A 22,133-nucleotide genomic window follows, 5' to 3' on the forward strand; every position below is an offset into this window, starting at 1 on the left:
CCCTGCACGATGCCCTGACTGCGAACCCCGATTCCTGAACCTGCCTGTTATTTATGCACCCCATGGTCACGAATTCAATTACCGCCGAACCCGATGTCGTCGTGAATGACCTGGGCCCGCTGGCTTGGGTTCTCAACGAGATATCCAAGTCGCTGGAGGCTGCCACCAAAGCACTCAAGCGCTTTGCCAAGGACGCAGATACAGCGCGCGGTTCCGATCTGGCAGCGATAGACGCCAGCCAGTTGCGCATTGCACGGCAGCAACTTCACCAGGCCGTTGGTGCGCTGGAAGTGGTTGGACTCGCGGAGCCCGCCATGATGCTCCGGGCGATGGAAGCTGCTGTGCAAAAGTTTGTGCAGCAGCCCGAGCTTTGCAGCCAGGATGCGGTCGCCAAGATTGAATACGCCAGTTTTGCGCTGACGGAATATCTCGAAGGCGTGCTGGCAGACAAGCCGGTGTCTGCGGTGTCCTTGTTTCCTCAATACCGCAATATTCAGGAGTTGGTGCGGGCCGACCGTATTCACCCGGCCGATTTGTGGTCCTACGAATGGCGATGGCTGGAGCCGCAACTGTCTGTAACGCCAGAGGCGCGTCATTACGACGCTGATGCTCGCGCCCTTCTGGATCAGTCGGTCTTAAAGCTTATGAAAGGCAAGGCCCCCCAAGCCGCCCGCAGCCTCAGGGATTTGAGTCTCGGATTTGCAGCCGCTCAAACCGAACAGCAACCCAGGATTTTCTGGCTAATTGCGGCCGGCTATTTTGAAGCCATTGCCCATAATCTGCTCAGTTCCGATCTTTATGTCAGACGTGCTGCTTCCAGAATTTTGTTGCAATATGCCTCACTGGCCAAAGGCGACCCTTCCATTTCTGAACGGCTGACGCTGGATCTGCTTTTCTTTTGCGTTCAGGCCGTGTCAAACCGGGCCAGTGACACGCCTGTTCTCTCGGCGGTGCGCTTTGCCTATGGGTTGACACGTTTCAAGCCGGTGGATTACGAGTTGGTGCAGTTTGGCCGCTTCGATCCGGCACTGCTGGCGCAGGCACGCAAGCGTATTGTTCTGGCCAAGGAGGCGTGGTCGTCGCTTTGCGCTGGCGAAAACACCAAAATCAAACAGGTAGCCGACCAGTTCAGCCTTGTGGCTGACTCCTTGCGTAAACTGTATGTGGCCAGCGAGCCCCTTGCCCAAGCCCTAACTCAGGCAATCGAAGCGACCGTACGCAGGAATAAAACCCCTGCGATTGCGTTGGCGATGGAAGTCGCTACCTCGGTGCTTTATCTGGAAGCGGTATTCGACGACCTTGATCCCGCCGATCCGCAACTGGTGGCAAGGACCGGCAGTCTGGCCGCGCGGCTCCAGGGCGTCATCCATGGTGGAGAGCCCCAGCCGCTCGAAGGCTGGATGGAGGAGTTGTATCGCCGGGTCAGCGACAAACAGACCATGAGCAGCGTGGTGACCGAATTGCGCGTTTCACTGGCTGAGCTTGAGCATTCACTGGACAAGTTCTTTCGCAATCCGCAAGACAAGACAAGTTTGCAGTTGGTGCCAAAACAGCTGTCACAGATGCGCGGCGTACTGTCGGTCTTGGGGCTGGACCAAGCCTCCAGGGCCGTCCTGACCATGAAGGGCCGTGTTGAGCAAATGCTTGACACTGAAATTGATGAGCAGCAATTGCGTGCTGAAGGAATATTCGAGCAGCTTGGCAACAACCTGGGCGTCTTGAGTTTCCTGATAGACATGCTCAATTACCAGCCTGCGCTGGTGAAAAAACTGTTTGTTTACGACGAGGAAAAAGACGAGCTCACATCGATGATGGGGCGCTCGGCACACGCCAGCGACGCTGCTTCAAGCATCACCGTGAATACTGCGCCTGCGCCGCTTTTGCCTGAAATTGCGTTCGCAGCGCATGACGCAGAAGATGATACGCCTCATGGAGAGCTCGGCGCCGAGTTTGATGTGCTTTCGGTCTCCACCGATGTCGCCGCGCCGTTGGCAGAACTTCAATCCGCGCATGATGACGCGCACGATGCCATTGCTGAGCCTCCTGCTGAAGCCGAAGCATTGACCGAGATGGTTCTTGCTGCAGTGCCGATGCCCGTAGTAGCGCAGGGTCACCCGTCGCTCGCCATGGATTTTGAAGAAGATGATTTGCGCGACATCTTCCTTGAGGAGGCTCGCGAAGTCACTGGCCATGCCGTGCAGGCAATCAATACTCTGGCAAGCCATCCTGAAGAGACTGAGCAATTGACGGTATTGCGGCGCGCCTTCCACACCCTCAAAGGCAGTGCCCGGATGGTCGGGCTGAACGAGTTTGGCGAAGCCGCCTGGGCAATGGAGCAACTGCTCAACAGCTGGCTGGCTGATCAAAAAACCGCTACCAAGGAATTTCGCACTTTCTGCGCTGAGGTCATTTCCGGTTTCGAACGCTGGATTGACGATATTGCAGCAAACCAGGATGGCGTGTGGTCGGCCGTTGCGTTTTGCAGCAGTGCGGAAGCCATGCGCATTGAAGGGCGCTACCTGGCGCTCAACTTGTCCCCTCAAGCCGGCGATCCCTTTGAGGCGCCTTCTGCTGTGGATGTGCACGCTGCTGAAACTGCCGCCCAGTCTGATGCCGCTTTTGAAGCTCCGATGGAGTTCGACATCATTTTTGATGAAGAGCCTGTCCAGGAACCCGCTTCCGGACAGGCCGTTGCGACCCCTGTCGAGCTGGAAGACCTGGACTTCGACAGCCTGTTCCTGCCGCCCTCTGAAGCCAGCGCGCCGTCAACTGCCACCGATTCTGCAGAGGAGATCGAGTTGCCGCAGGTCGTGGCAGGCCCAGAGACTGCTGCAGTTGCCGCAGTGAGCAGCAGCATCGAAGAGCAGGAAGAAAGAGAAGAAGACGCGATCAAGGTGATTGACGGATTGCGCATAGGCATTCCGCTTTACAACGTGTATTTGAGCGAAGCCGATGAATGGTCACGCCGTTTGGTCAATGAAGTGGCCGAATGGGCGCTTGAAAGTCATCAGCCGGTCAGTGCTTCCACGGTGGCGCTGGCCCATTCACTGGCAGGAAGCTCTGCAACCGTTGGATTCATGGCCCTGTCCGGGATGGCGCGCGCCTTGGAGCACGCCCTTCAAAATTCCCGCAATCACCACAGCCAGGGTGCATCGGCCTATGGTCAGCTGTTTGTGGAGGCTTCCGAGGACATACGCCGCTTGCTGCATCAGTTTGCAGCCGGATTCCTGAAGGAGCCCCAGCCTGACATCCTTGAGCGTTTGACTGAACTGGAGTTTTCCGATTCCGTTTTCCCAGAAGCTTATGAAGACCAGGATATTGAAGCTTTCGCTGATCTGGTGAATCTACAGGACGGCACTTCAGGTGCCATGTCGGAGAGCTTGCGTCAGACGTCGGAACAAGCCGAGCCAGTGGCCCAATCCCAGCCTCCGGAAGATAACGACTTTTTCACCACCGCCCCATTGTCGGAGGCTGTTCCTGCGACCGCATTTTCAGCGCCCACAAATTCTTCGCCATCGCCGCTTTATGAAGATGTCCACGATGACATTGATGCTGTCGATGCAATTGACCTTGACCTGTTTCCAATTTTCGAGGAGGAGTGCGCAGAACTCATGCCTCGTCTGGGATCGGCCTTGCGCCAGTGGGCCAAAACTCCATCCGATCAGAGTCCACGCCTTGAAGTGCTGCGTGTATTGCACACCCTCAAGGGCAGTTCGCGCCTTGCCGGGGCGATGCGACTCGGGGAAATGGCGCACCGGATCGAGTCCGAGATTGCATCCATTGGCTCGGAATCTGTCGCCAGCCAGGAGTTTGAATTTCTGTTGACCCGTTTTGACGGGATGCAGAATGCCTTTGAAGGTCTGCGTCGTCTCGATGCGATAGCATCCCAGGGCTTGCCGGCCCTGGTTGAGGACGTACCTGTTATCACCATCGAACCGGATCTGCAGGATATTCATGTCTTTCAACCCGAAAATGATGCGGAGATTCCCTCCGTCATCGACAGCACCCGTGTCATTACAAGTGCCAATGCCTATGCTCGAAAAATCGAAATTCCCGCACCGCAAGCCATGGTCATGCAGCCCTTGCGGCAGGCTGCATGCCACCATACGGGTACGCACCCAGTTGCTTGACCGCATGGTCAATCAGGCCGGTGAAGTCATGATCAGCCGCTCACGCCTTGAAGCTGAAGTGGGCCAGCTGCGAGTTTCCCTGAATGACATGACGGGCAACTTGACCCGCTTGCGTCAGCAGTTGCGAGATATCGAACTGCAGGCTGAAACCCAGATGCAGTCGCGCCTGGCCCTGGCGAAGGAAGCGCAGGCCGGCTTCGATCCGCTTGAGTTCGACCGCTTTACCCGTGTGCAGGAGCTGACCCGCATGATGGCTGAGTCGGTCAACGACGTGGCCACCGTGCAGCGCACCCTGCAGCGCACCATCGAAGCCACGGAAGACGATCTGCTTGCTCAGGGCCGCCAGACGCGGGAGTTGCAGCGCGATTTGCTGCGCACCCGGATGGTAGAGTTTGAAAGTGTTTCCGAGCGGCTCTATCGTGTGGTCCGGCAAACATCCAAGGAAACCGGCAAACAGGTGCGCCTGGATCTGCATGGCGGCAACCTCGAAATGGACCGCGGCATGCTGGACCGCATGATTCCCGCTTTCGAGCATTTGCTGCGCAACTGCGTGACCCACGGCATTGAAGCACCGCAAGCCCGCACCAGGGCTGGCAAGGATCCGGTTGGCTTGATCACCATCCATCTTCGTCAGGAAGGCAACGACATTGCCGTGGAACTGGGTGATGATGGTGCGGGTCTGAACCTGGACCGCATCCGTGAACGGGGTATCAGCCAGGGGCTGATGAAGGCTAACCAGGCGATGGATGATGAAGCCACCGCCAACCTGATTTTCCTTCCGGGCTTTTCAACGGCCGAAGTAGTGACCGAGCTTGCCGGCCGGGGTATTGGATTGGATGTGGTGCGCTCCGATGTGATCGCACTGGGCGGCAGGGTTAAAACCTCCAGCATTGCGGGTAAAAGTACACTTTTCACCCTCGTGCTGCCGCTGACCACGGCCGTGACGCAGGTGGTGATGGTTCGTGCCGGAAGCATGTCGGTCGGCATCCCGGCCAATGTGGTGGAAAACGTGCGGCGTATCCCGGCTGCCGATCTGCAACAGGCCTACCGCAGCGGCACGCTCGATGTCGGTGGTGAAACCGTGCCTTTCTTCTGGTCAGGCGCCTTGTTGCAGGCTTCGCATTTCAGTGGAGAAGCTCCTGCGAAAACCGCGCCGGTTGTCATTTTCCGCAGTGCAGCCCAGCGTATTGCCTTGCACGTCGATGAAGTGCTTGGCAACCGCGAGGTCGTGGTTAAAAACCTCGGACCCCAGCTGTCAGGGTTGCCGGGACTGACAGGCATGTCCATGTTGCCTTCAGGTGCCGTGGTGCTGATCTACAACCCTGTGGCACTGGCCGCGGTCTATGGCGAACAGGCGCGCGCATGGAGCAAAGACTATCTTGCTCAGGATGCGGCCCGGGTTTCCGGCCGCAATACCGATACCATTTTCCCTGTTTCAGTGGCACCGAAAACGCCGCTCATCCTGGTGGTTGACGATTCCATCACGGTGCGGCGTGTCACCCAGCGCCTGTTGATGCGTGACGGTTACCGGGTGGCGATGGCGGCCGATGGGCTGCAGGCTCTGGAGCGGCTGCAGGAAGAAATCCCGGCCGTGGTGCTGTCAGACATTGAAATGCCGCGCATGGACGGTTTCGATCTGGCGCGCAACATCCGGGCCGATGAGCGCATGAAAGGGCTGCCCATCATCATGATCACTTCCCGCATCGCCAACAAGCACAACGAGCATGCCGTGGAACTGGGTGTCAACCATTACCTGGGCAAGCCTTACTCCGAAGATGAGTTGTTGCGGCTGATCCGGCAATACTGTTCCGTGCAAACTGCTGTGATGGCTTAAAAAGGCCTTTTGCGCAGATGGAGCGGGCGCAAGCAGCTATTGAAAAAATAGCAGGCTGTCAGGACTTTTTCACGAGGGCGTAGCGCTGCAAGGTCAGCGCACGCGCCTCGGCATGCGCCACGACAGGCCTCGCGTAGTTGCTGCCCAGTGCCACGTCTGCTGCAGCTTGTTCCATCGGCGAAGCCAGCCACGGACTGTGCAAGGCAGCCTTGGGCAGTTTTGCCAGTACCGGCAAGTACTTGCGGATGAACTTTCCGTCGGCGTCAAACTTCTCGCTTTGGCTGACGGGGTTGAAAATTCGGAAGTAAGGCTGCGCATCGCAGCCCGTGCTGGCGGCCCACTGCCAGCCGCCGTTGTTCGATGCCAGGTCAAAATCATTGAGTTTTTCGGCAAAGTAACGCTCGCCCCAGCGCCAGTCGATCCCAAGATCCTTGACCAGAAAGCTGGCTGTCACCATGCGCAGGCGGTTATGCATGTAGCCGGTCTGGTTGAGTTGGGCCATGGCTGCATCCACCAGCGGGTAGCCGGTCCGGCCCTCGCACCAAGCCTGGAAAAGCAGCTCGGCTTTTTCGCCTTGTTCCCATGCAATCGCGTCATAGCCGGGCTTGAACGCGCTGCTGGCCGCATGCGGAAAGTTAGCCAGGATCTGGGCATAAAAATCCCGCCAGATCAGTTCGCTGAGCCAGGTTGTGGCGCCTTCGCTGCCCGTTTGCTGCTGCGCCAGTGCGCTCGATGTAATTTTTCTGATCGAAATTGTGCCAAAACGCAAATGCACGCCCAGATAACTTGGACCTTTGACGGCGGGGAAGTCGCGGGTGTCCGCATAGTGCGGCATGCGGTCCAGGAAATCGTCGAAAAGCGCTTCTCCGCCCTGGCTGCCAGTGGGTAGCCTGAGCGCTGACAGGTTGGTTTTTTCAAACCCCAGTTCGGCCAGCGCGGGCACATCCTGCCGCTCATCTGCCGGTCGGGTAGCCAGCGCGGATGCGTACTTCTCAACCGGATAGGGCTTGAGGTAAAAGGCATCGACCTTTTTCAGCCAGGCCTTCTTGTAGGGGGTGAAGACGGTATAAGGCTGGCCGGCCAGCGTCAGCACCTCCTGTCGTTCAAAAATGACATGGTCCTTGAACGTGTGAAAAGCCACGTCTGCGCCTTCGAGTAAACCCAGCACTTCGGCATCGCGCGCCAGGCTGCAAGGCTCGTCATCGTGGTTGGCAAACACTGCATCGACCGAAAGCCTGGACGCCAAGGCGGGCAGGGCGTCCAAAGCGGTGCCGTGTCGTATCAGCAGGCCGGCAGGCAAGGCCAGTTTTGCCAATTGACGGTTCAGGTCCACCAGGGATTCCCGGATGAACTCGACCCGGCGGTCGGCTTTTGGCAGCGAATCCAGAATGGTCCGGTCAAAAACGAAGGCGCAAAACACCTGCTCACACGATTTCAGCGCATGGTGCAGCGCTGCATTGTCCTGGAGCCGCAGATCCCGCCTGAACCACATCAGTCCTGTCCTGTATTTTTTGTGCATGCGCCCGATGGTAGTGAAAAACAATCCGGGCCTGACGCCTGAATCGCTTTGCACCGCAATTGGCCCTGTAGCGCCGATCCCCGCGAATGAGGTGTTATGCCGGGGATGCGCTAACGCGTAAAATCTGCCGATGGCCACGGAACCCCCATCTTCGATCAACCTCACGCACCACTTCCTCATTGCCATGCCCGGTCTGGAGGATGAAGGCTTTTCAAAAAGCGTGATCTATATGTGCGAGCACAGCGAGCGCGGGGCGCTGGGCCTGATCATCAACAAGCCCAGCGACATCAACGTCCAGGGCTTGTTCGACAAGGTCGAGTTGCCCCTGCGCCGCGATGACCTGATGCAAACGCCGGTTTTCCAGGGCGGCCCGGTGCAGACCGAGCGTGGCTTCGTGCTGCATGAATCCATGATGCCCGGCAATGAATCGGTCTATGCCTCGACCATGTCGATTCCTGGCGGGCTGGAAATGACCACCTCCAAGGATGTGCTCGAAGCCCTGTCAACCGGGGCCGGTCCGCGCAAGGTGTTTGTATCGCTCGGCTATTCGGCCTGGGGCGAAGGTCAGCTTGAATCGGAATTGCTCGACAACAGCTGGCTGACGGTGGCGGCCGACCTGGGAGTGATTTTTGACACCCCGGTCGAAGAGCGCTATGACAAGGCCCTGATGCTGCTGGGCCTTGAAAGCTGGATGATTTCGCCCGTCGCCGGTCATGGATGAGCCGCAAGGCCTGGCGGATACTGATCATTCCCGGCCCGAAAACCGCCTGACGCCGGCGCCTCATCCGGCGGCGGGTTTCCAGACCTTCCTGGCTTTCGACTATGGGTTCAAGCGCACCGGCGTTGCGTCGGGCAATATCCTGACCCGCACCGCCACGCCGCAAGCCACCATTGCCGCCGAAGGGGTCGCCCGTTTTCCGCTGATCCAGGCCCGGATCAAGGAATGGCAGCCCGATGCGCTGGTGGTCGGCATTCCGTTTCATCCCGACGGCGCCAGCCACGACAATACCGTGCGCGCGCAAAAGTTTGCGCGCCAGTTGCGTGGCCGCTTTGGCCTGCAGGTGTTTGAGGTCGATGAGCGCTACAGCACGACCGAAGCCCTGGCCAGCGGCGCCAAGGATGCCGATGCCGCGTCGGCCTGCATCATTCTTGAACAATTTTTAAGGAGTCTTCCCCATGAGTAGTCTGGTTCTTGACGCCGAGGCGCTGTATGCCGATTTGCTGCGCGGCATGCGTCAGCAACTGGCTGCCTGCAGTCAGCCGCCGCGCCTGGTGGGCGTGGCCTCGGGCGGCGCCTGGCTGGCGCAGCGCCTGCAAAAAGACCTGGGGCTGGCTGAAGACATCGGCATTTTGTCGTCGTCCATGCACCGCGACGACTTTTCGCAGCGCGGGCTGGCGTCCAGCGGCCAGACCGTGCTGCCATTCGATGTCAATGGCGCGCACCTGATCGTGGTGGACGATGTGCTCTACACCGGCCGCACGATACGCGCCGTGCTCAATGAACTGTTCGACTACGGCCGGCCCGCCAGCGTCCGGCTGATGGTGCTGGTGGACCGGGGCGGACGCGAATTGCCGGTGCAGGCCGACCTGGCCGTGGCCAGAGTGAGCCTGCCGGCTTCGCAAACGCTGGAACTGGCCCGCACCGACGATGGCCGGTTCCGATTCCGCCTGCAGGATACCCAAACCCCCGCCTGAATTTAAAGCGCAAGAGGAATTTACAGCGTGTTGTACCGACGAAACCCCCAACTCAATAAAAACGGCGAGCTGATCCATCTGCTCTCCACCGAAGGCCTGTCCAGGGCCATCCTGACACAGATTCTGGACACCGCCGCCAACTTTGTCTCGGTCAGCAGCCGCGAGGTCAAAAAAGTCCCGCTGCTGCGCGGCAAGAGCGTGTTCAACCTGTTTTTTGAAAACTCCACCCGTACCCGCACGACCTTTGAGATTGCCGCCACCCGCTTGTCGGCCGATGTGATCAACCTGGACATTGCCCGCTCATCGGCGTCCAAGGGCGAGTCGCTGCTCGACACCATCGCCAACCTGAGCGCCATGGCCGCCGACCTGTTCGTGGTGCGCCACGGCGAATCCGGCGCGCCCTACCTGATCGCCCAGCATGTCGCGCCGCATGTGCATGTCGTCAATGCCGGCGATGGCCGGCATGCGCACCCGACCCAGGGCCTGCTCGATATGTACACCATCCGGCACTACAAGAAGGACTTCAGCAACCTCACGGTCGCCATCGTCGGCGACGTGCTGCATTCGCGCGTGGCGCGCTCCGACATCCATGCGCTGACCACGCTGGGCTGCGCCGAAGTGCGCGTGGTCGGCCCCAAGACCTTGGTTCCGGCCGACATGGCGCAGATGGGCGTGCGCGTGTGCAACACGCTTGAAGAAGGCATCCGGGGCGCCGACGTGATCATCATGCTCAGGCTGCAGAACGAGCGCATGACCGGCGCGCTGCTGCCCAGCAGCCAGGAGTTTTCCAAGAGCTTTGGCCTGACCACCGACAAGCTGCAACTCGCCAAGCCTGACGCCATCGTGATGCATCCCGGCCCGATCAACCGGGGCGTGGAAATCGACTCGGCCGTGGTCGATGGCGCGCAGAGCGTCATCCTGCCGCAGGTCACATTCGGCATTGCGGTTCGCATGGCCGTCATGAGCATCGTTGCAGGAAATGAAGCATGAACGTAGCCCCCACGCTCCCCACTGCGTGTGGTTCGCTGCCCCCCGAGGGGGCCGCCCCGCCTGCAGTCCGGCAAAGCCGGTCCTGCGGCCGGAACTTGAAAGGACAGGCAACCGCGCTTCCCGCTGCCTGTGGCTTGCTGCCCCCTGGGGCGGGTTGGCTTTGGTCCACTATCAGCGGCGGCTTTTTTTCGGAAAAATAAAATGAAACTCCTCATCAAGAATGGTCGCGTCATCGACCCCGCCACCGGTTTCGACCAGGTCGGCGACCTGGCGATTGCCGCCGGCCGCATCGTGTCGCTGAACGGGTCTCTGACCGATTTCACGCCCAATAAAACCATCGACGCCACCGGCTGCATCGTCGCCCCCGGCCTGATCGACCTGTCGGCGCGCCTGCGCGAGCCCGGCCATGAACATGAAGGCATGCTGGAAAGCGAGCTGGCCGCAGCCGTGGTCGGCGGCGTGACCAGCCTGGTCTGCCCGCCCGACACCGACCCGGTGCTGGACGAGCCCGGCCTGGTGGAAATGCTCAAGTTCCGCGCCGAAAAAATGCATCAGTCGCGCGTCTTTCCGCTCGGCGCCCTGACGCGAGGGCTCAAGGGCGAAGCGCTGACCGAAATGGTCCAGCTGACCGAATCGGGCTGCGTGGCTTTCAGCCAGGCCGAGGTGCCGCTGGCCAACACGCAGGTGCTGATGCGCGCGATGCAGTACGCCGCCACGTTCGGCTATTCGATCTGGCTGCGTCCGCAGGAGCTGCATCTGGGCAAGGGCGTGGCCGCCAGCGGGGCGCTGGCCACACGCCTGGGGCTCAGCGGCGTGCCGGTCGCAGCCGAAACGATTGCCCTGCACACGATTTTCGAGCTGATGCGCGCCACCGGCGCCCGCGTCCACCTGTGCCGGATCAGCAGCGCCGCCGGTGTGGCGCTGGTGGCCGGGGCCAAGGCCGAAGGCTTGAACGTGACCTGCGATGTCAGCATCAACAGCCTGCATCTGACCGATGTGGACATAGGCTATTTCGACAGCCGCATGCGCCTGGACCCGCCGCTGCGCCAGCAGCGCGACCGCGACGCGCTGCGGCAGGGGCTGGCCGACGGCACGATTGATGCGCTGGTGTCCGACCACTCGCCGGTCGATGAAGACGCCAAAACCCTGCCGTTCGCCGAGGCCGAGCCGGGCGCGACCGGGCTGGAACTGCTGCTGGGCCTGGCCTGCAAATGGGGAAATGACAGCCAGGCGGGCATGACCCGGGCGCTGGCCGTGCTGACCAGCGAGCCGGCGCGCGTGCTGGGCCATGCGCTGGGCACGCTGCAGGCCAGCGCGGGCCGGCTGGTCAAGGGCGGCGTCGCCGATATCTGCATCTTCGATCCGGACAGCGAATGGACGGTGGAGCCGGCGGCGCTGCGCAGCCAGGGCAAGCACACGCCGTTTTCGGGCCATGCATTGTCCGGCTGCGTGCGCTACACGCTGGTGGGCGGGCAGGTCGCGTTCGAGCGCGCCTGAGCGATGCGGGTCAGCTGTTTTCTGCTGGCCGGCAAGACGCCTGCAGACGCTCGATGAGGCGTATCTGGGCCTGCTGGCGTCTGCTGCGCATCCTCGGCCACATCCTGGCCGGTTTGTGGATTGCCGCCGTGCGCCTGCCGCGCCTGCAGCCGTCCCAGCAAAGCGCCCGGGTTCAGGTCTGGGCGCTGGCATTCCTGGGGCATGCCGGCATCACGCTGGAAATTCGCGGGCAGCCGCCCATCACCGGGCCGGTGCTGCTGGTGTCCAACCACATTTCCTGGCTCGACATTCCGGTCATGCATGCGGCGCGCCACTGTTGCTTTGTCTCCAAATCCGATGTGAAGGACTGGCCGCTCATTGGTACGCTGGCGACGGCGGCGGGAACGCTGTACATCGAGCGCAGTTCGCGGCGCGATGCCTTGCGGATGGTGCATCTCATGCAGGAAGCGCTCAAGGCCAATGAGGTGCTGGCGGTGTTTCCCGAGGGAACCACCGGCGATGGGCGGGGGGTGCTGCCTTTTCATGCCAACTTGCTGCAGGCTGCCATATCGGCCAATGCCCCAGTCCAGCCGGTCGGCCTGCGTTTTGTGGACAAGGCCAGCGGCGAAACCAGCTACGCGCCCAGTTACATCGGCGACGAAACACTGCTCGGCTCCATCTGGCGCACCCTTTGTGCGCCGCCGATTGTGGCCGTGGTGCATTACGGCGAACCCGAAGGGGCCGATGGCCGCGACCGCCGCGCCTGGACCCAGCATTTGCGCAGCACGGTGGACGTTCTGCGTCAAAGTTGAGGCAGCCAAGACTATCCACCGGACGGCATCCTTTTTTGACGGCAGCCGGTCAGGCGCTGGCCGTCTGGGCTTTGGCCTGCGCCACGTTCAGCGGCGGCGTGCCCGGCTTGAACATGGACGCCAACTGCCGGCGCAACTCCGGCGAGTCGGTGTGGCCATGCACGGCGACTGCATGCTGCACGGCCGCGTCAAGCAGTTCCTTGTCGCTGTCAGCCGACAGCGCGACGCTGCAGTTCATGGTGCTGGGAAATTCGCGGCAATCAATGTATTGGCGTGACATGATGGCTCCTTTCAGTGGTTTGCTTCATCAAGAACTGACTCCGGTTTGAAACCTCCCCCCTTCAGGAGGATAGAATTTATTTGGGAGAGGGTAACCTCTTCCAAATTCGTCCCGAAAGGGGCGTGGATTGAAACAACGGCGTCTGGGCGGTGCGCCGAAACCGTGTTCTTCTCCCTGCGGCCGGGCTTGCACCGGCATGCAGGGCTTCCTATACTGAAATGCACGATTGCAAAGGAAGCACCCATGGCGACATGCTGAAGTCGCCAGGGAGTATTGCCAATACGCAGCAATGCGTAGGCACCAGCCAGTGGAGCCGCCATGAACCACCTCACCCAAAACGACTTCGCCAGCGCCTTGCAGGTGCTGGCGCGAATCGAGGCGCAGGCCGATAGCGTGCGCGGCTTTGCGCGGGCGGTGGCGCAGGCGCTGAACGGCTTGGTGGCCGCCGAATTGACGACGCTCTCGGTCCGTGAACTGGGCACCGGCCAGCGCGAGGTGCTGGGCTTGCCCGGCGCCCTGCATGGCGACGACGAGCGGCGCATCGGGCTTGAGTACGCCATCGCCGTACCGCTGTTCAGCGACCGCCGAACGCGGGTGAGCATCGTGCTTGAGCGGCGCGGCCTTGATTTTGACGAGCGCGACCGCGAACGGCTGGAGTTGCTGCGCCCGCATCTTGCCTTTCTTTACCACCACGCACGCCATGCGCGGGCCGCCGTCGCGCCGGAGGAGGAGGGGACGGCGCTGCCGCTGCCACCCGGCATCCATGCGACTGGCCTGACGCAACGCGAGGCCGAGGTGATGCACTGGCTGGCCTGCGGCAAGACGGATGCCGAGATCGCGGCGCTGCTGGCCATCAGCCCGCGCACCGTGCAAAAGCATCTGGAGCATATCTATGTGAAGCTGGGCGTGGAAACGCGCACGGCGGCGGTCATGCGCGCGCTGGCGATCTGTCATCACGCAAGCCTCGGGAATTCAGACCATTTTCTTGTTTAAATATGCATTTTTCGCTTTAAGCACGGGCATATACAGCTATTGAAATAATAGCAATAAGATTCAGGTGCCCGATCTCTTCACCGCTACACCAAAAGCACCACCAGCGCCCCCGCGCCGCCCTCGGCGGGGCGCGCCTGCACGAAGGCCAGCACTTCCTGCTTCTGGATCAGCCAGCTTTGCACCCGGCCCTTGAGCACCGGCATCTTGCCCGGCGAACCCAGGCCCTTGCCGTGCACCACGCGCACGCAGCGCAGGCCGGCCTTGTTGGCTTCGCGGATGAAGGCGCCCAGCGCGTTGCGCGCATCCTCGCGCCGAAAGCCGTGCAAATCGAGCTGGCGCTGAATGCTCCAGTTGCCCCGGCGCAGCTTGCGCACCACGTCAGGGCCGATGCCGGGCCGGCGAAAACTCAGCGTTTCATCGGTGTGCAGCAGCGTCTCGACATCAAACTCGTCCGACAGGGCTTCCTGCATCACAGCCATCTCGTCGAGCCGCAGCTGTTCGGCAATCGGGGCCGGCCGCGCCCGCTCCAGGCTGGCCCGGTGGCCCGGCCGGTGCTGCGGCGGCAAGGCCACGACGCGTCCGACGGCGCGTGAAAACAGCTCTTTTTCAGCCCGGGCCAGCGCGGCGGCCGCCTGGAGCGCGGCCAGCCGCTGCGCTTCCAGCCGGGCGCGCATTTCCAGCTCGCGGCGGACCAGCTTGAGATCCTTGAGATCCCGGATCAGCAGGCTTTTTTCGCTTTTTTGGCGGGGGAAGGAGGGCTGCAGCATGGTGGCGATGGTGAAAAAATGCCTGGGGCACCCATCCTAAACCAGTCCCATCTCGGCCATCGACACCGCCAGGGAGGCGGTCACCACGAAATGGTCGAGCACCCGCACATCGACCAGCGCCAGCGCGGTCTTCAGGGTCTGGGTCAGCATTTCGTCGGCGCGCGAGGGCTGCGCCGCGCCGCTCGGGTGGTTGTGCGCCAGCACCACGCTGGCCGCATTCAGCGCCAGCGCCCGGATCACCACCTCGCGCGGGTAGACGCTGGTCTGCGTCAGCGTGCCCCGAAACAGTTCCTCCAGCGCGATCAGCCGGTGCTGGCTGTCGAGGAACAGCACGGCGAAAATCTCGTGCGGCCGGTTGCCCAGCTGCAGTTGCAGGTAGTCGCGCACCGCTTGCGGCGTGGTGAACAGCGCCTTTTCCTTCAGCTCCTCGGCGAGTGCGCGGCGCGCCAGTTCCAGCACGGCGACGATTTCGGCGCGCTTGGCCGGCCCCAGCCCCTTGATGCATTTGAGCGCTTCGGGGCCGGTGTGCAGCAGCCCGGCCACGCCGCCAAAGTTGTCGAGCAGTTCCTGGCCCATCTGCAGCGCATTCTTGCCGGGCAGGCCGGTACGCAGCAACAGCGCCAGCAATTCGGCATCGCTGAGCGCCGCAGGGCCACGGGCCAGCAGTTTCTCGCGCGGACGGGCGTCCGCGGGCAGGTCTTTGATGAGCATTGAGGGGCGCGGCCTGGAAATTGAAAGCAAAAGTAAAAAAGAAACTGGAGTATGCAGCAGGCCAGCGGGGTCAATCCGCACGGGAAGCCCTGAAAAATGCTTGAAATGGCGCGCCGCTGCACGGAGGCCAGCCCGACTTTCTACAATAGAGCCCGTTCAGTCACTGTTGCCGGCCGACCACCCGTGGTGGCCCGAAAGTCTTTATGCCTACCCTGCAATCCTCCATCCAGTCCGCCCAGCCCGATGCCGCCCCGGTGGTCGAGCCAGGCTCCTTCCTGACCCTGCACTACCGCATGGCCGCGCCGGGCGGCGCCAGCATCATCAACACCTTCGACAGCAAGCCCGCAACGCTGAGCCTGGGCAACGGCGAGTTGTCGCCGGCCATCGAGCAGCGCCTGCTGGGCCTGCCCGAAGGCACGCGCACCACGTTCCAGCTGGCCGCCGGCGAGGCTTTTGGCGAGCGCAACCCGGAGCTGGTGCAATGGGTCGCGCGCAAGCTGCTCAACCAGCTGGGCGACCCCGACGAGCGCTACAGCGTGGGCGATGTGGTGCAGTTCCCCACGCCCGACGGCATGGGCCAGTACGCCGGCGCGGTGCAGCAGGTCAAGGACGGCGACGACGCGGCGGTGCAGTTTGACTTCAACCATCCGCTGGCCGGCCAGCCGGTGGAGTTTGAAGTGCATGTGATCGGGGTGCTGTGAGCATGTCGAATCCACCACTTGAAGAAATCCTGCTGGCCGAGCCGCGCGGCTTTTGCGCTGGCGTTGACCGGGCGATTGAAATCGTCGAGCGGGCGCTGGTCAAGTTTGGCGCACCGATTTATGTCCGCCATGAAATCGTGCACAACACCTATGTAGTCAATGACCTGAAGGTCAAGGGCGCGATTTTCATTGAAGAATTGTCCGACGTGCCAGCAGGCGCCACGCTGGTGTTCAGCGCCCACGGCGTCAGCCGGGCGGTGCAGGAAGAAGCCAGGGCGCGGGGTTTCCAGATTTTCGATGCCACCTGCCCGCTGGTGACCAAGGTGCATGTCGAGGTCGCCAAGCTCAACAAGGAAGGCTACGAGTTCATCATGATCGGCCACAAGGGCCACCCTGAGGTCGAAGGCACCATGGGCCAGCTCGACAGCGGCATCCACCTGGTCGAGGACGTGGCCGACGTGGCGCGTATCTCGCCGCTGCAAACCGAGCGCCTGGCCGTCGTCACGCAAACCACGCTGAGCGTGGACGACGCGGCCGAGATCAGCGCCGCCATCGTGGCCCGGTTTCCGCAGGTGCGCAAGCCCAAGCAGCAGGACATCTGCTACGCCACGCAAAACCGCCAGGACGCCGTCAAGGTGCTCAGCCCGCAGGTCGATATCCTGATCGTGGTCGGCAGCCCGACCAGCTCGAACAGCAACCGCCTGCGCGAACTGGCCGCCAAGCTGGGCACCGAGGCCTACATGGTCGATGACGCCAGCGAGCTGCAGGAAGCCTGGTTCGAAGGCAAGAGCCGTGTCGGCCTGACGGCAGGCGCGTCGGCCCCCGAGGTGCTGGTCAGGCAGGTCATCGACCGCATCAAGGCGCTGGGCGCGGTGGCTATCCGCAAGATGGACGGGGTCGAGGAAACCATCAAGTTCCCCTTGCCCAAGGGATTGAAGCTGGACGCGCAGGGCCAGCAGCTTGAGGTCGGCGACAGCCAGCTTCATCAGCTGAGCTGACCGTCGATGACAGTCAACCGCTATCAAATCGAGAGCTGTCAGCACACGTTCAGCGAGCGCTACAGCCACTTTATCCGTCGAACTCCGCTCTGGAAGCTGCCCGGCGGGGCGCTGGGCGTGGACTGCGCCGAAGTCTGGCTCAAGCTGGAGCATCTGCAGACCGGCGGCAGCTTCAAGGCGCGCGGCATGCTCAACCGCCTGCTGTCCAACCCGATTCCGCCCAGCGGCGTGATCGTGGCGTCGGGCGGCAATGCGGGCATTGCCACGGCGGCTGCGGCCAAGGAATTGGGCGTGCCCTGCGAAGTCTTCGTTCCCGAAATCTCCAGCCCGGCCAAGCGCGCCCGGCTCGCCGCCCTGGGCGCCCGCGTGGTGGTCGGCGGCGCGGCCTACGCCGATGCGCTGCGGGCCTGCCTGGCGCGCCAGCAGGAAACCGGGGCGCTGCTGACCCATGCCTATGACCAGCCCGAAGTGCTGGTGGGCGCCGGCACCCTGGCGCTGGAAATCGAACAGCAAGGTGGCCTGCCGCATTCGGTGCTGGTCAGCGTGGGCGGCGGCGGCCTGATCGGCGGCGTGGCCAGCTGGTTCGGGCAGCGCAGCCGCGTCGTGGCGCTGGAGCCCGAACTGGCCCCCAGCCTGTACCGCGCGCGTGAAGCCGGCCGGCCGGTGGATGTGGCTGTCAGCGGCATCGCGGCCGATTCGCTCGGTGCCCGGCGCATCGGCGGCCTGGCGTGGGACGTGACCCAGGCGCAGGTGCGCGATGCGCTGCTGCTGACCGACGAATCCATCCGGGCGGCGCAGCTGTGGCTGTGGCAAGAACTCAAGCTGGCCGTCGAGCCCGCCGCCGCCTTGCCGCTGGCCGCGCTGCACAGCCGGCGCTATGTGCCGCGTGCGGACGAAACCGTCTGCCTGATCATTTGCGGCGCCAACGTCGATCCGGCCAGCCTGAACTGAACCCGCCGCCCCATTCCTGGCCATTGCGGCACAAAATACAATCGACCCCATGCTAGACATCAACCTGCTCCGTAAAGACCTGCCCTCGGCCATCGCCCGCCTGGAGACCCGCAAGAGTCCGCAAACCTTCCTCAACGTCGAGGCCTTCCAGACCCTTGAGGCCGAACGCAAGGCCGTGCAGATCAGGACCGAAGAGCTGCAAGGCCAGCGCGGCACCCTGTCCAAACAAATCGGCCAGCTCAAGTCCAGGGGCGAAGACGCCAGCGCCGTGATGGCGCTGGTCAGCCATTCCAAGGCCGAACTCGAATCGTCGGCCAAGCGCCTTGAGCAGATCCAGACGGAAATGCAGGCATTGCTGCTGGCCGTGCCGAACCTGCCGCACGACAGCGTGCCGCAGGGCAGCGGCGAGGCGGGCAACGTCGAGGTGCGCAAGTGGAGCCCGTTCGAAGGCATGGGCGGCGAGCCTGCGGCCTTGAGCTTCGAGCCCAGGGACCATGTCGATGTCGGCCAGCCGCTGGGGCTGGACTTCGAACTCGGCACCAAGCTGACCGGCTCGCGCTTTACCGTCATGAAAGGCCCGCTGGCGCGCCTGCACCGCGCGCTGTCGCAATTCATGCTCGACGTGCAGACGGCCGAACATGGCTACACCGAATGCTATGTGCCCTACATCGTCAACAGCGATTCGCTGCGCGGCACCGGCCAGTTGCCCAAGTTCGAGGAAGACCTGTTCGCGGCCAGGAAAGGCGGGCAGGAAGGCCAGGCCGAGAATGCCGCGCTGTACCTGATTCCCACGTCCGAGGTGCCGCTGACCAATTTTGTGCGCGATGAAGTCGTCGCCGAAGCACAGCTGCCGCTGAAATTCACAGCCCATACGCCGTGCTTTCGCTCCGAAGCTGGCAGCTACGGCCGCGACACGCGCGGCATGATCCGCCAGCACCAGTTCGACAAGGTGGAAATGGTGCAGATCGTGCATCCCGAGAAAAGCTACGAAGCGCTCGAAGCCATGACCGGCCACGCCGAAGTCATCCTGCAAAAGCTCGGCCTGCCGTACCGCGTGATGCTGCTGTGCACCGGCGACATGGGTTTTGGCGCGACTAAGACCTACGACCTGGAAGTGTGGCTGCCGGCGCAGAGCACCTACCGCGAGATCAGCTCGGTGTCCAACTGCGAAGCCTTCCAGGCCCGCCGCCTGCAGGCCCGGTTCAAGAATGCGCAGGGCAAGAACGAGTTTGTCCACACCCTGAACGGCTCGGGCTTGGCCGTGGGCCGCACACTGGTGGCGGTGCTTGAAAACTACCAGCGCGCCGACGGCGGCGTCGATATTCCGGCGGTGCTGCAACCCTACATGGGCGGCATGACGACTCTTTCTCTGCCAGCGGCCTGAACGGCATTTCAGCCTGCTAGAATTGCGGCTCGATACATAGGAGAGGTGGCAGAGTGGCCGAATGTACCTGACTCGAAATCAGGCGTACCGCAAGGTACCGTGGGTTCGAATCCCACCCTCTCCGCCAAATAGTAAAACCTGATAAAAGCTAGTCAAATCAATGACTTGCGATTATCAGGTTTTTTGCTTTCACCGATGGATTTACCACCTCCGCAGCGCTCGGTGGCTGTGCCAAGCGGCTCCTGTCTATTTAAATAATCTTGAAAAAAACCAGTGCTCCGATCAGGCTACCGAGGAATACGGCAAGGCTGACGCCGGAGACGAGAATGACGAACAGGAATTCGGCAGTCGGCAAATCCCCATATTCATTTGCGTTGGTTTCGTACTCGGTTTGCGGCTGACCTTGCAGGCTGTGGCTTGTGTTGATGGAATAGGTGCTGATGGTTTGGGCCATGATGTGTCTCTATCGTTATAAATTTTTGTTTTTGGCAGAACTTTTTCAGACAGAGCAACTGTCTTCAAGTTGTGCTACAGATCAGGGTAGCATTGTCCAGCCCCTCAATCGCTTATTGATGGGCTTATCTGCCGAAAAACGCCAACTAAACACTTCTGCCGTTTTGAGGTCACCCAAAGGCTGATGACGCAGGCGGAAACTTCGCCACATTGTGGGCGCACTCCCTTGCCAGAGGGTATGGGTTCATAGAAGTGTTGCATTTGCTGCATCTTTCAGGATGTTCGTAACATGCCGTAGCGTATGTCCCACCCCGCTCAATGACCAATAGCCCGTTGGAGCTAATCCACCGAGTGGCCACCATGAAAAAAGCCCCGAAACTCGGGGCTTTTTCATTGTCTAGAGCAAGCTGTCAGTGGCTGACCGCGCCATCGGCGCCAAAGCCGGTCTGGGCGCGAACCCACTGGTCGGCAAAAGCGGCGCGCTCTTTGCCGGCGCGTTCGCTCTTGTCGGTGATGGAGAAGACATAACCCAGCAAGAACGCCAGAGGCATGGCAAACAGGGCGGGCTGGTCGTACGGGAAGATCGGCGTGGCGTAGCCAAACACGGTCACCCAGACGGATTTGGACAGCACGACCAGCACCACGGCGGCAATCAAGCCACCGTAACCCGCAGCCAATGCGCCGCGCGTGGTCAGGTCTTTCCAGTACATCGACAGGAACAGCACCGGGAAGTTGCCGGCCGCCGCGATGCCGAAGGCCAGCGCCGCCATGAAGGCCACGTTCTGCTTTTCGAAGGCAATGCCCAGCACCACGGCGATCAGGCCGATGCCGAACGAGGCCATTTTGGAAACCTTGATTTCCTGCGCTTCGGACACATTGCCTTTTTTGATCACGCGGGCATACAGGTCATGCGAGATGGCGGAGGCGCCAGCCAGTGCCAGACCCGAGACCACGGCCAGAATCGTTGCGAAAGCCACCGCCGCCAAAAAGCCCAGCAGCAGGTTGCCGCCCACGGCCTTGGCCAGGTGCATCGCCACCATGTTGCCGCCGCCGATGATCTTGCCGCCCAGCGTGCCGCCTTCGAAGAACTCGGGGTTGGTGCCCACGATCACAATCGCGCACAGGCCCATCAGCAGGATGACGTTGAAGAAAAAGCCCACAAAACCGGCTGCGTACAGAACCGATTTACGCGCTTCCTTGGCGTTGTTGACGGTAAAGAAACGCATCAGGATGTGCGGCAGACCGGCCAGGCCGAACATCAGGCCCATGGCCAGGGAAATGGCGTTGATCGGGTCCTGCAGCAGTTTGCCGGGCGCGAACAGCATGTCCTTGAGCTTGTGCAGCTCGATGGTTTTGGCCGCCAGGGTGTTGAAGCTGAAGCCGAACTGCGAAAAAGCCAGCACGGTGATGACCGTGCCGCCGAACAGCAGCAGGCAAGCCTTGATGATCTGCACCCAGGTCGTGGCGACCATGCCGCCGAAGGTCACGTACACGACCATCAGGGCGCCGACCACGATCACGGCAATGTGGTAGTCCAGGCCAAACAGCAGCTTGATCAGCTGACCCGCGCCCACCATCTGGACGATCAGGTAAAAGCACACCACGGTCAGCGAGCCGATGGCGGCCATCGTGCGCACCTTGCCCTGGTCAAGGCGGTAGGAGGTGATGTCGGCAAAGGTGAACTTGCCCAGGTTGCGCAGGCGCTCGGCCATCAGGAACAGGATGATGGGCCAGCCCACGAAGAAAGCGATCATGAACAGGTAGGCGTCGTAGCCGTTGGTGTACACCATCGCCGTCAGACCGAGCAGCGTTGCGGCCGACATGTAGTCGCCGGCCATCGCCAGGCCATTTTGAAAGCCGGTGATGCCGCCGCCTGCGGTGTAGAAGTCGGAGGCGGTTTTGGTGCGGCTGGCCGCCCAGTAGGTGATGGCCAGTGTCATGCCGACAAAAATGGCAAACATGATGATGGCCGGAACATTCAGCGGCTGCTTCTGGGTGATTTCAACGGCGGGTGCGGCCAGCGCGGCGCCGGCCATCCCCAGTGAAACCAGTCCGGCGGACAGGTTGGCAAGTATTTTTTTCATCATTTTTTTGCTTTCACGGATTCATGCAGCAACTGCTCGGTCAGCGCATCAAACTCTGAATTGGCGCGACGGACATAAACCGCCGTGAGAAGCCAGAACAGGACAAATTGGGCCAGTCCAATCAAGAGGCCGGTGGTGACATAGCTGTCACCCAGCCTGATCGCCAGCACGGAGGGGTTGAAGGCCACCGTCATGAACAGGCCGAAAAAAAGCACCAGGACGATGCCGGTTAAGGTCCAGGCCAGGCGCTCGCGCTTGCTAACCAGTTCTTTGAATTTCGGATTCTTTTGAATCCGGGCATAGATTTCAGAGCTCATGCGTCATCCCCTTTTAAAAAACAAAATCAATTTTTTGC

At 61.5% G+C, this 22,133-nt stretch carries 18 protein-coding genes, 1 tRNA gene and 1 pseudogene; 13 read left to right on the forward strand and 7 right to left on the reverse strand.

The window, feature by feature from the left end; all coding sequences use genetic code 11:
* The first annotated feature begins 53 nt into the window (after window positions 1-53).
* Window positions 54-5,964, forward strand: a pseudogene (locus ABLV49_RS04360) (Hpt domain-containing protein).
* A 58-nt stretch (window positions 5,965-6,022) separates the two neighbouring features.
* Here ABLV49_RS04360 and ABLV49_RS04365 read toward each other — a convergent pair.
* On the reverse strand, window positions 6,023-7,483 hold the full coding sequence (locus tag ABLV49_RS04365) for a cryptochrome/photolyase family protein (RefSeq protein ID WP_349280359.1): 1,461 nt from the start codon (window positions 7,481-7,483) through the stop codon (window positions 6,023-6,025).
* A 130-nt stretch (window positions 7,484-7,613) separates the two neighbouring features.
* Here ABLV49_RS04365 and ABLV49_RS04370 point away from each other — a divergent pair, with 130 nt between their 5' ends.
* The 6 genes from ABLV49_RS04370 to ABLV49_RS04395 all read left to right on the forward strand — a co-directional run bounded on the left by ABLV49_RS04370 (window position 7,614) and on the right by ABLV49_RS04395 (window position 12,456).
* Window positions 7,614-8,204, forward strand: coding sequence for a YqgE/AlgH family protein (locus ABLV49_RS04370; RefSeq protein WP_349280360.1), 591 nt, complete (start codon window positions 7,614-7,616; stop codon window positions 8,202-8,204).
* Complete coding sequence (gene ruvX, locus ABLV49_RS04375; RefSeq protein WP_349280361.1) at window positions 8,197-8,667, forward strand: Holliday junction resolvase RuvX; 471 nt, start codon at window positions 8,197-8,199, stop codon at window positions 8,665-8,667. The genes ABLV49_RS04370 and ruvX overlap by 8 nt, the downstream gene beginning before the upstream one ends.
* Complete coding sequence (gene pyrR, locus ABLV49_RS04380; protein WP_349280363.1) at window positions 8,660-9,178, forward strand: bifunctional pyr operon transcriptional regulator/uracil phosphoribosyltransferase PyrR; 519 nt, start codon at window positions 8,660-8,662, stop codon at window positions 9,176-9,178. Before ruvX ends, pyrR begins: the two co-directional genes overlap by 8 nt.
* A gap of 27 nt (window positions 9,179-9,205) precedes the next feature.
* Window positions 9,206-10,168 carry an aspartate carbamoyltransferase catalytic subunit gene (locus ABLV49_RS04385; protein ID WP_349280365.1) on the forward strand — a complete coding sequence of 321 codons (963 nt, stop codon included), beginning with the start codon at window positions 9,206-9,208 and terminating at the stop codon, window positions 10,166-10,168.
* A 201-nt stretch (window positions 10,169-10,369) separates the two neighbouring features.
* On the forward strand, window positions 10,370-11,665 hold the full coding sequence (locus ABLV49_RS04390) for a dihydroorotase (RefSeq protein ID WP_349280366.1): 1,296 nt from the start codon (window positions 10,370-10,372) through the stop codon (window positions 11,663-11,665).
* A 53-nt stretch (window positions 11,666-11,718) separates the two neighbouring features.
* Window positions 11,719-12,456, forward strand: coding sequence for a lysophospholipid acyltransferase family protein (locus ABLV49_RS04395; RefSeq protein ID WP_349280367.1), 738 nt, complete (start codon window positions 11,719-11,721; stop codon window positions 12,454-12,456).
* Between the two features lie 49 nt (window positions 12,457-12,505).
* Here ABLV49_RS04395 and ABLV49_RS04400 read toward each other — a convergent pair whose 3' ends face one another.
* The gene (locus tag ABLV49_RS04400; RefSeq protein WP_011802710.1) at window positions 12,506-12,736 is read right to left on the reverse strand and encodes a DUF1059 domain-containing protein; all 231 of its coding nucleotides are present in this window, start codon (window positions 12,734-12,736) and stop codon (window positions 12,506-12,508) included.
* A 318-nt stretch (window positions 12,737-13,054) separates the two neighbouring features.
* Here ABLV49_RS04400 and ABLV49_RS04405 point away from each other — a divergent pair, with 318 nt between their 5' ends.
* Complete coding sequence (locus ABLV49_RS04405; protein WP_349280368.1) at window positions 13,055-13,729, forward strand: helix-turn-helix transcriptional regulator; 675 nt, start codon at window positions 13,055-13,057, stop codon at window positions 13,727-13,729.
* A gap of 83 nt (window positions 13,730-13,812) precedes the next feature.
* Here ABLV49_RS04405 and ABLV49_RS04410 read toward each other — a convergent pair whose 3' ends face one another.
* The gene (locus tag ABLV49_RS04410; protein ID WP_349280369.1) at window positions 13,813-14,496 is read right to left on the reverse strand and encodes a Smr/MutS family protein; all 684 of its coding nucleotides are present in this window, start codon (window positions 14,494-14,496) and stop codon (window positions 13,813-13,815) included.
* Between the two features lie 36 nt (window positions 14,497-14,532).
* Complete coding sequence (radC, locus tag ABLV49_RS04415; protein WP_349280371.1) at window positions 14,533-15,207, reverse strand: RadC family protein; 675 nt, start codon at window positions 15,205-15,207, stop codon at window positions 14,533-14,535.
* 203 nt (window positions 15,208-15,410) lie between these two features.
* Here radC and ABLV49_RS04420 point away from each other — a divergent pair, with 203 nt between their 5' ends.
* The 5 genes from ABLV49_RS04420 to ABLV49_RS04440 all read left to right on the forward strand — a co-directional run bounded on the left by ABLV49_RS04420 (window position 15,411) and on the right by ABLV49_RS04440 (window position 19,368).
* Window positions 15,411-15,908, forward strand: a complete 498-nt coding sequence (locus ABLV49_RS04420; RefSeq protein ID WP_349280373.1) for an FKBP-type peptidyl-prolyl cis-trans isomerase — start codon at window positions 15,411-15,413, stop codon at window positions 15,906-15,908.
* A 2-nt stretch (window positions 15,909-15,910) separates the two neighbouring features.
* Window positions 15,911-16,906: a 4-hydroxy-3-methylbut-2-enyl diphosphate reductase gene (ispH, locus tag ABLV49_RS04425; RefSeq protein WP_349280374.1), complete on the forward strand. Its 996-nt coding sequence runs from the start codon at window positions 15,911-15,913 to the stop codon at window positions 16,904-16,906.
* A gap of 6 nt (window positions 16,907-16,912) precedes the next feature.
* A complete protein-coding gene (locus tag ABLV49_RS04430) occupies window positions 16,913-17,857 on the forward strand; it encodes a threonine/serine dehydratase (protein ID WP_349280375.1) in 945 nt (314 codons plus the stop codon).
* A gap of 49 nt (window positions 17,858-17,906) precedes the next feature.
* On the forward strand, window positions 17,907-19,241 hold the full coding sequence (gene serS, locus ABLV49_RS04435) for a serine--tRNA ligase (protein ID WP_349280376.1): 1,335 nt from the start codon (window positions 17,907-17,909) through the stop codon (window positions 19,239-19,241).
* Between the two features lie 39 nt (window positions 19,242-19,280).
* A tRNA-Ser gene (locus ABLV49_RS04440) sits at window positions 19,281-19,368 on the forward strand.
* Between the two features lie 123 nt (window positions 19,369-19,491).
* Here the strand turns inward: ABLV49_RS04440 and ABLV49_RS04445 are convergent.
* The 3 genes from ABLV49_RS04445 to ABLV49_RS04455 all read right to left on the reverse strand — a co-directional run bounded on the left by ABLV49_RS04445 (window position 19,492) and on the right by ABLV49_RS04455 (window position 22,095).
* Window positions 19,492-19,695 (reverse strand): hypothetical protein, encoded by a 204-nt coding sequence (locus tag ABLV49_RS04445; protein WP_349280377.1) that lies wholly within the window; start codon window positions 19,693-19,695, stop codon window positions 19,492-19,494.
* A gap of 409 nt (window positions 19,696-20,104) precedes the next feature.
* The gene (locus ABLV49_RS04450) at window positions 20,105-21,781 is read right to left on the reverse strand and encodes a cation acetate symporter (RefSeq protein WP_349280379.1); all 1,677 of its coding nucleotides are present in this window, start codon (window positions 21,779-21,781) and stop codon (window positions 20,105-20,107) included.
* Window positions 21,778-22,095: a DUF485 domain-containing protein gene (locus ABLV49_RS04455; protein ID WP_349280380.1), complete on the reverse strand. Its 318-nt coding sequence runs from the start codon at window positions 22,093-22,095 to the stop codon at window positions 21,778-21,780. Before ABLV49_RS04455 ends, ABLV49_RS04450 begins: the two co-directional genes overlap by 4 nt.
* Window positions 22,096-22,133: the final 38 nt, after the last annotated feature.

The organism is Polaromonas hydrogenivorans (assembly GCF_040105105.1).
Lineage (GTDB): Bacteria > Pseudomonadota > Gammaproteobacteria > Burkholderiales > Burkholderiaceae_C > Polaromonas > Polaromonas hydrogenivorans.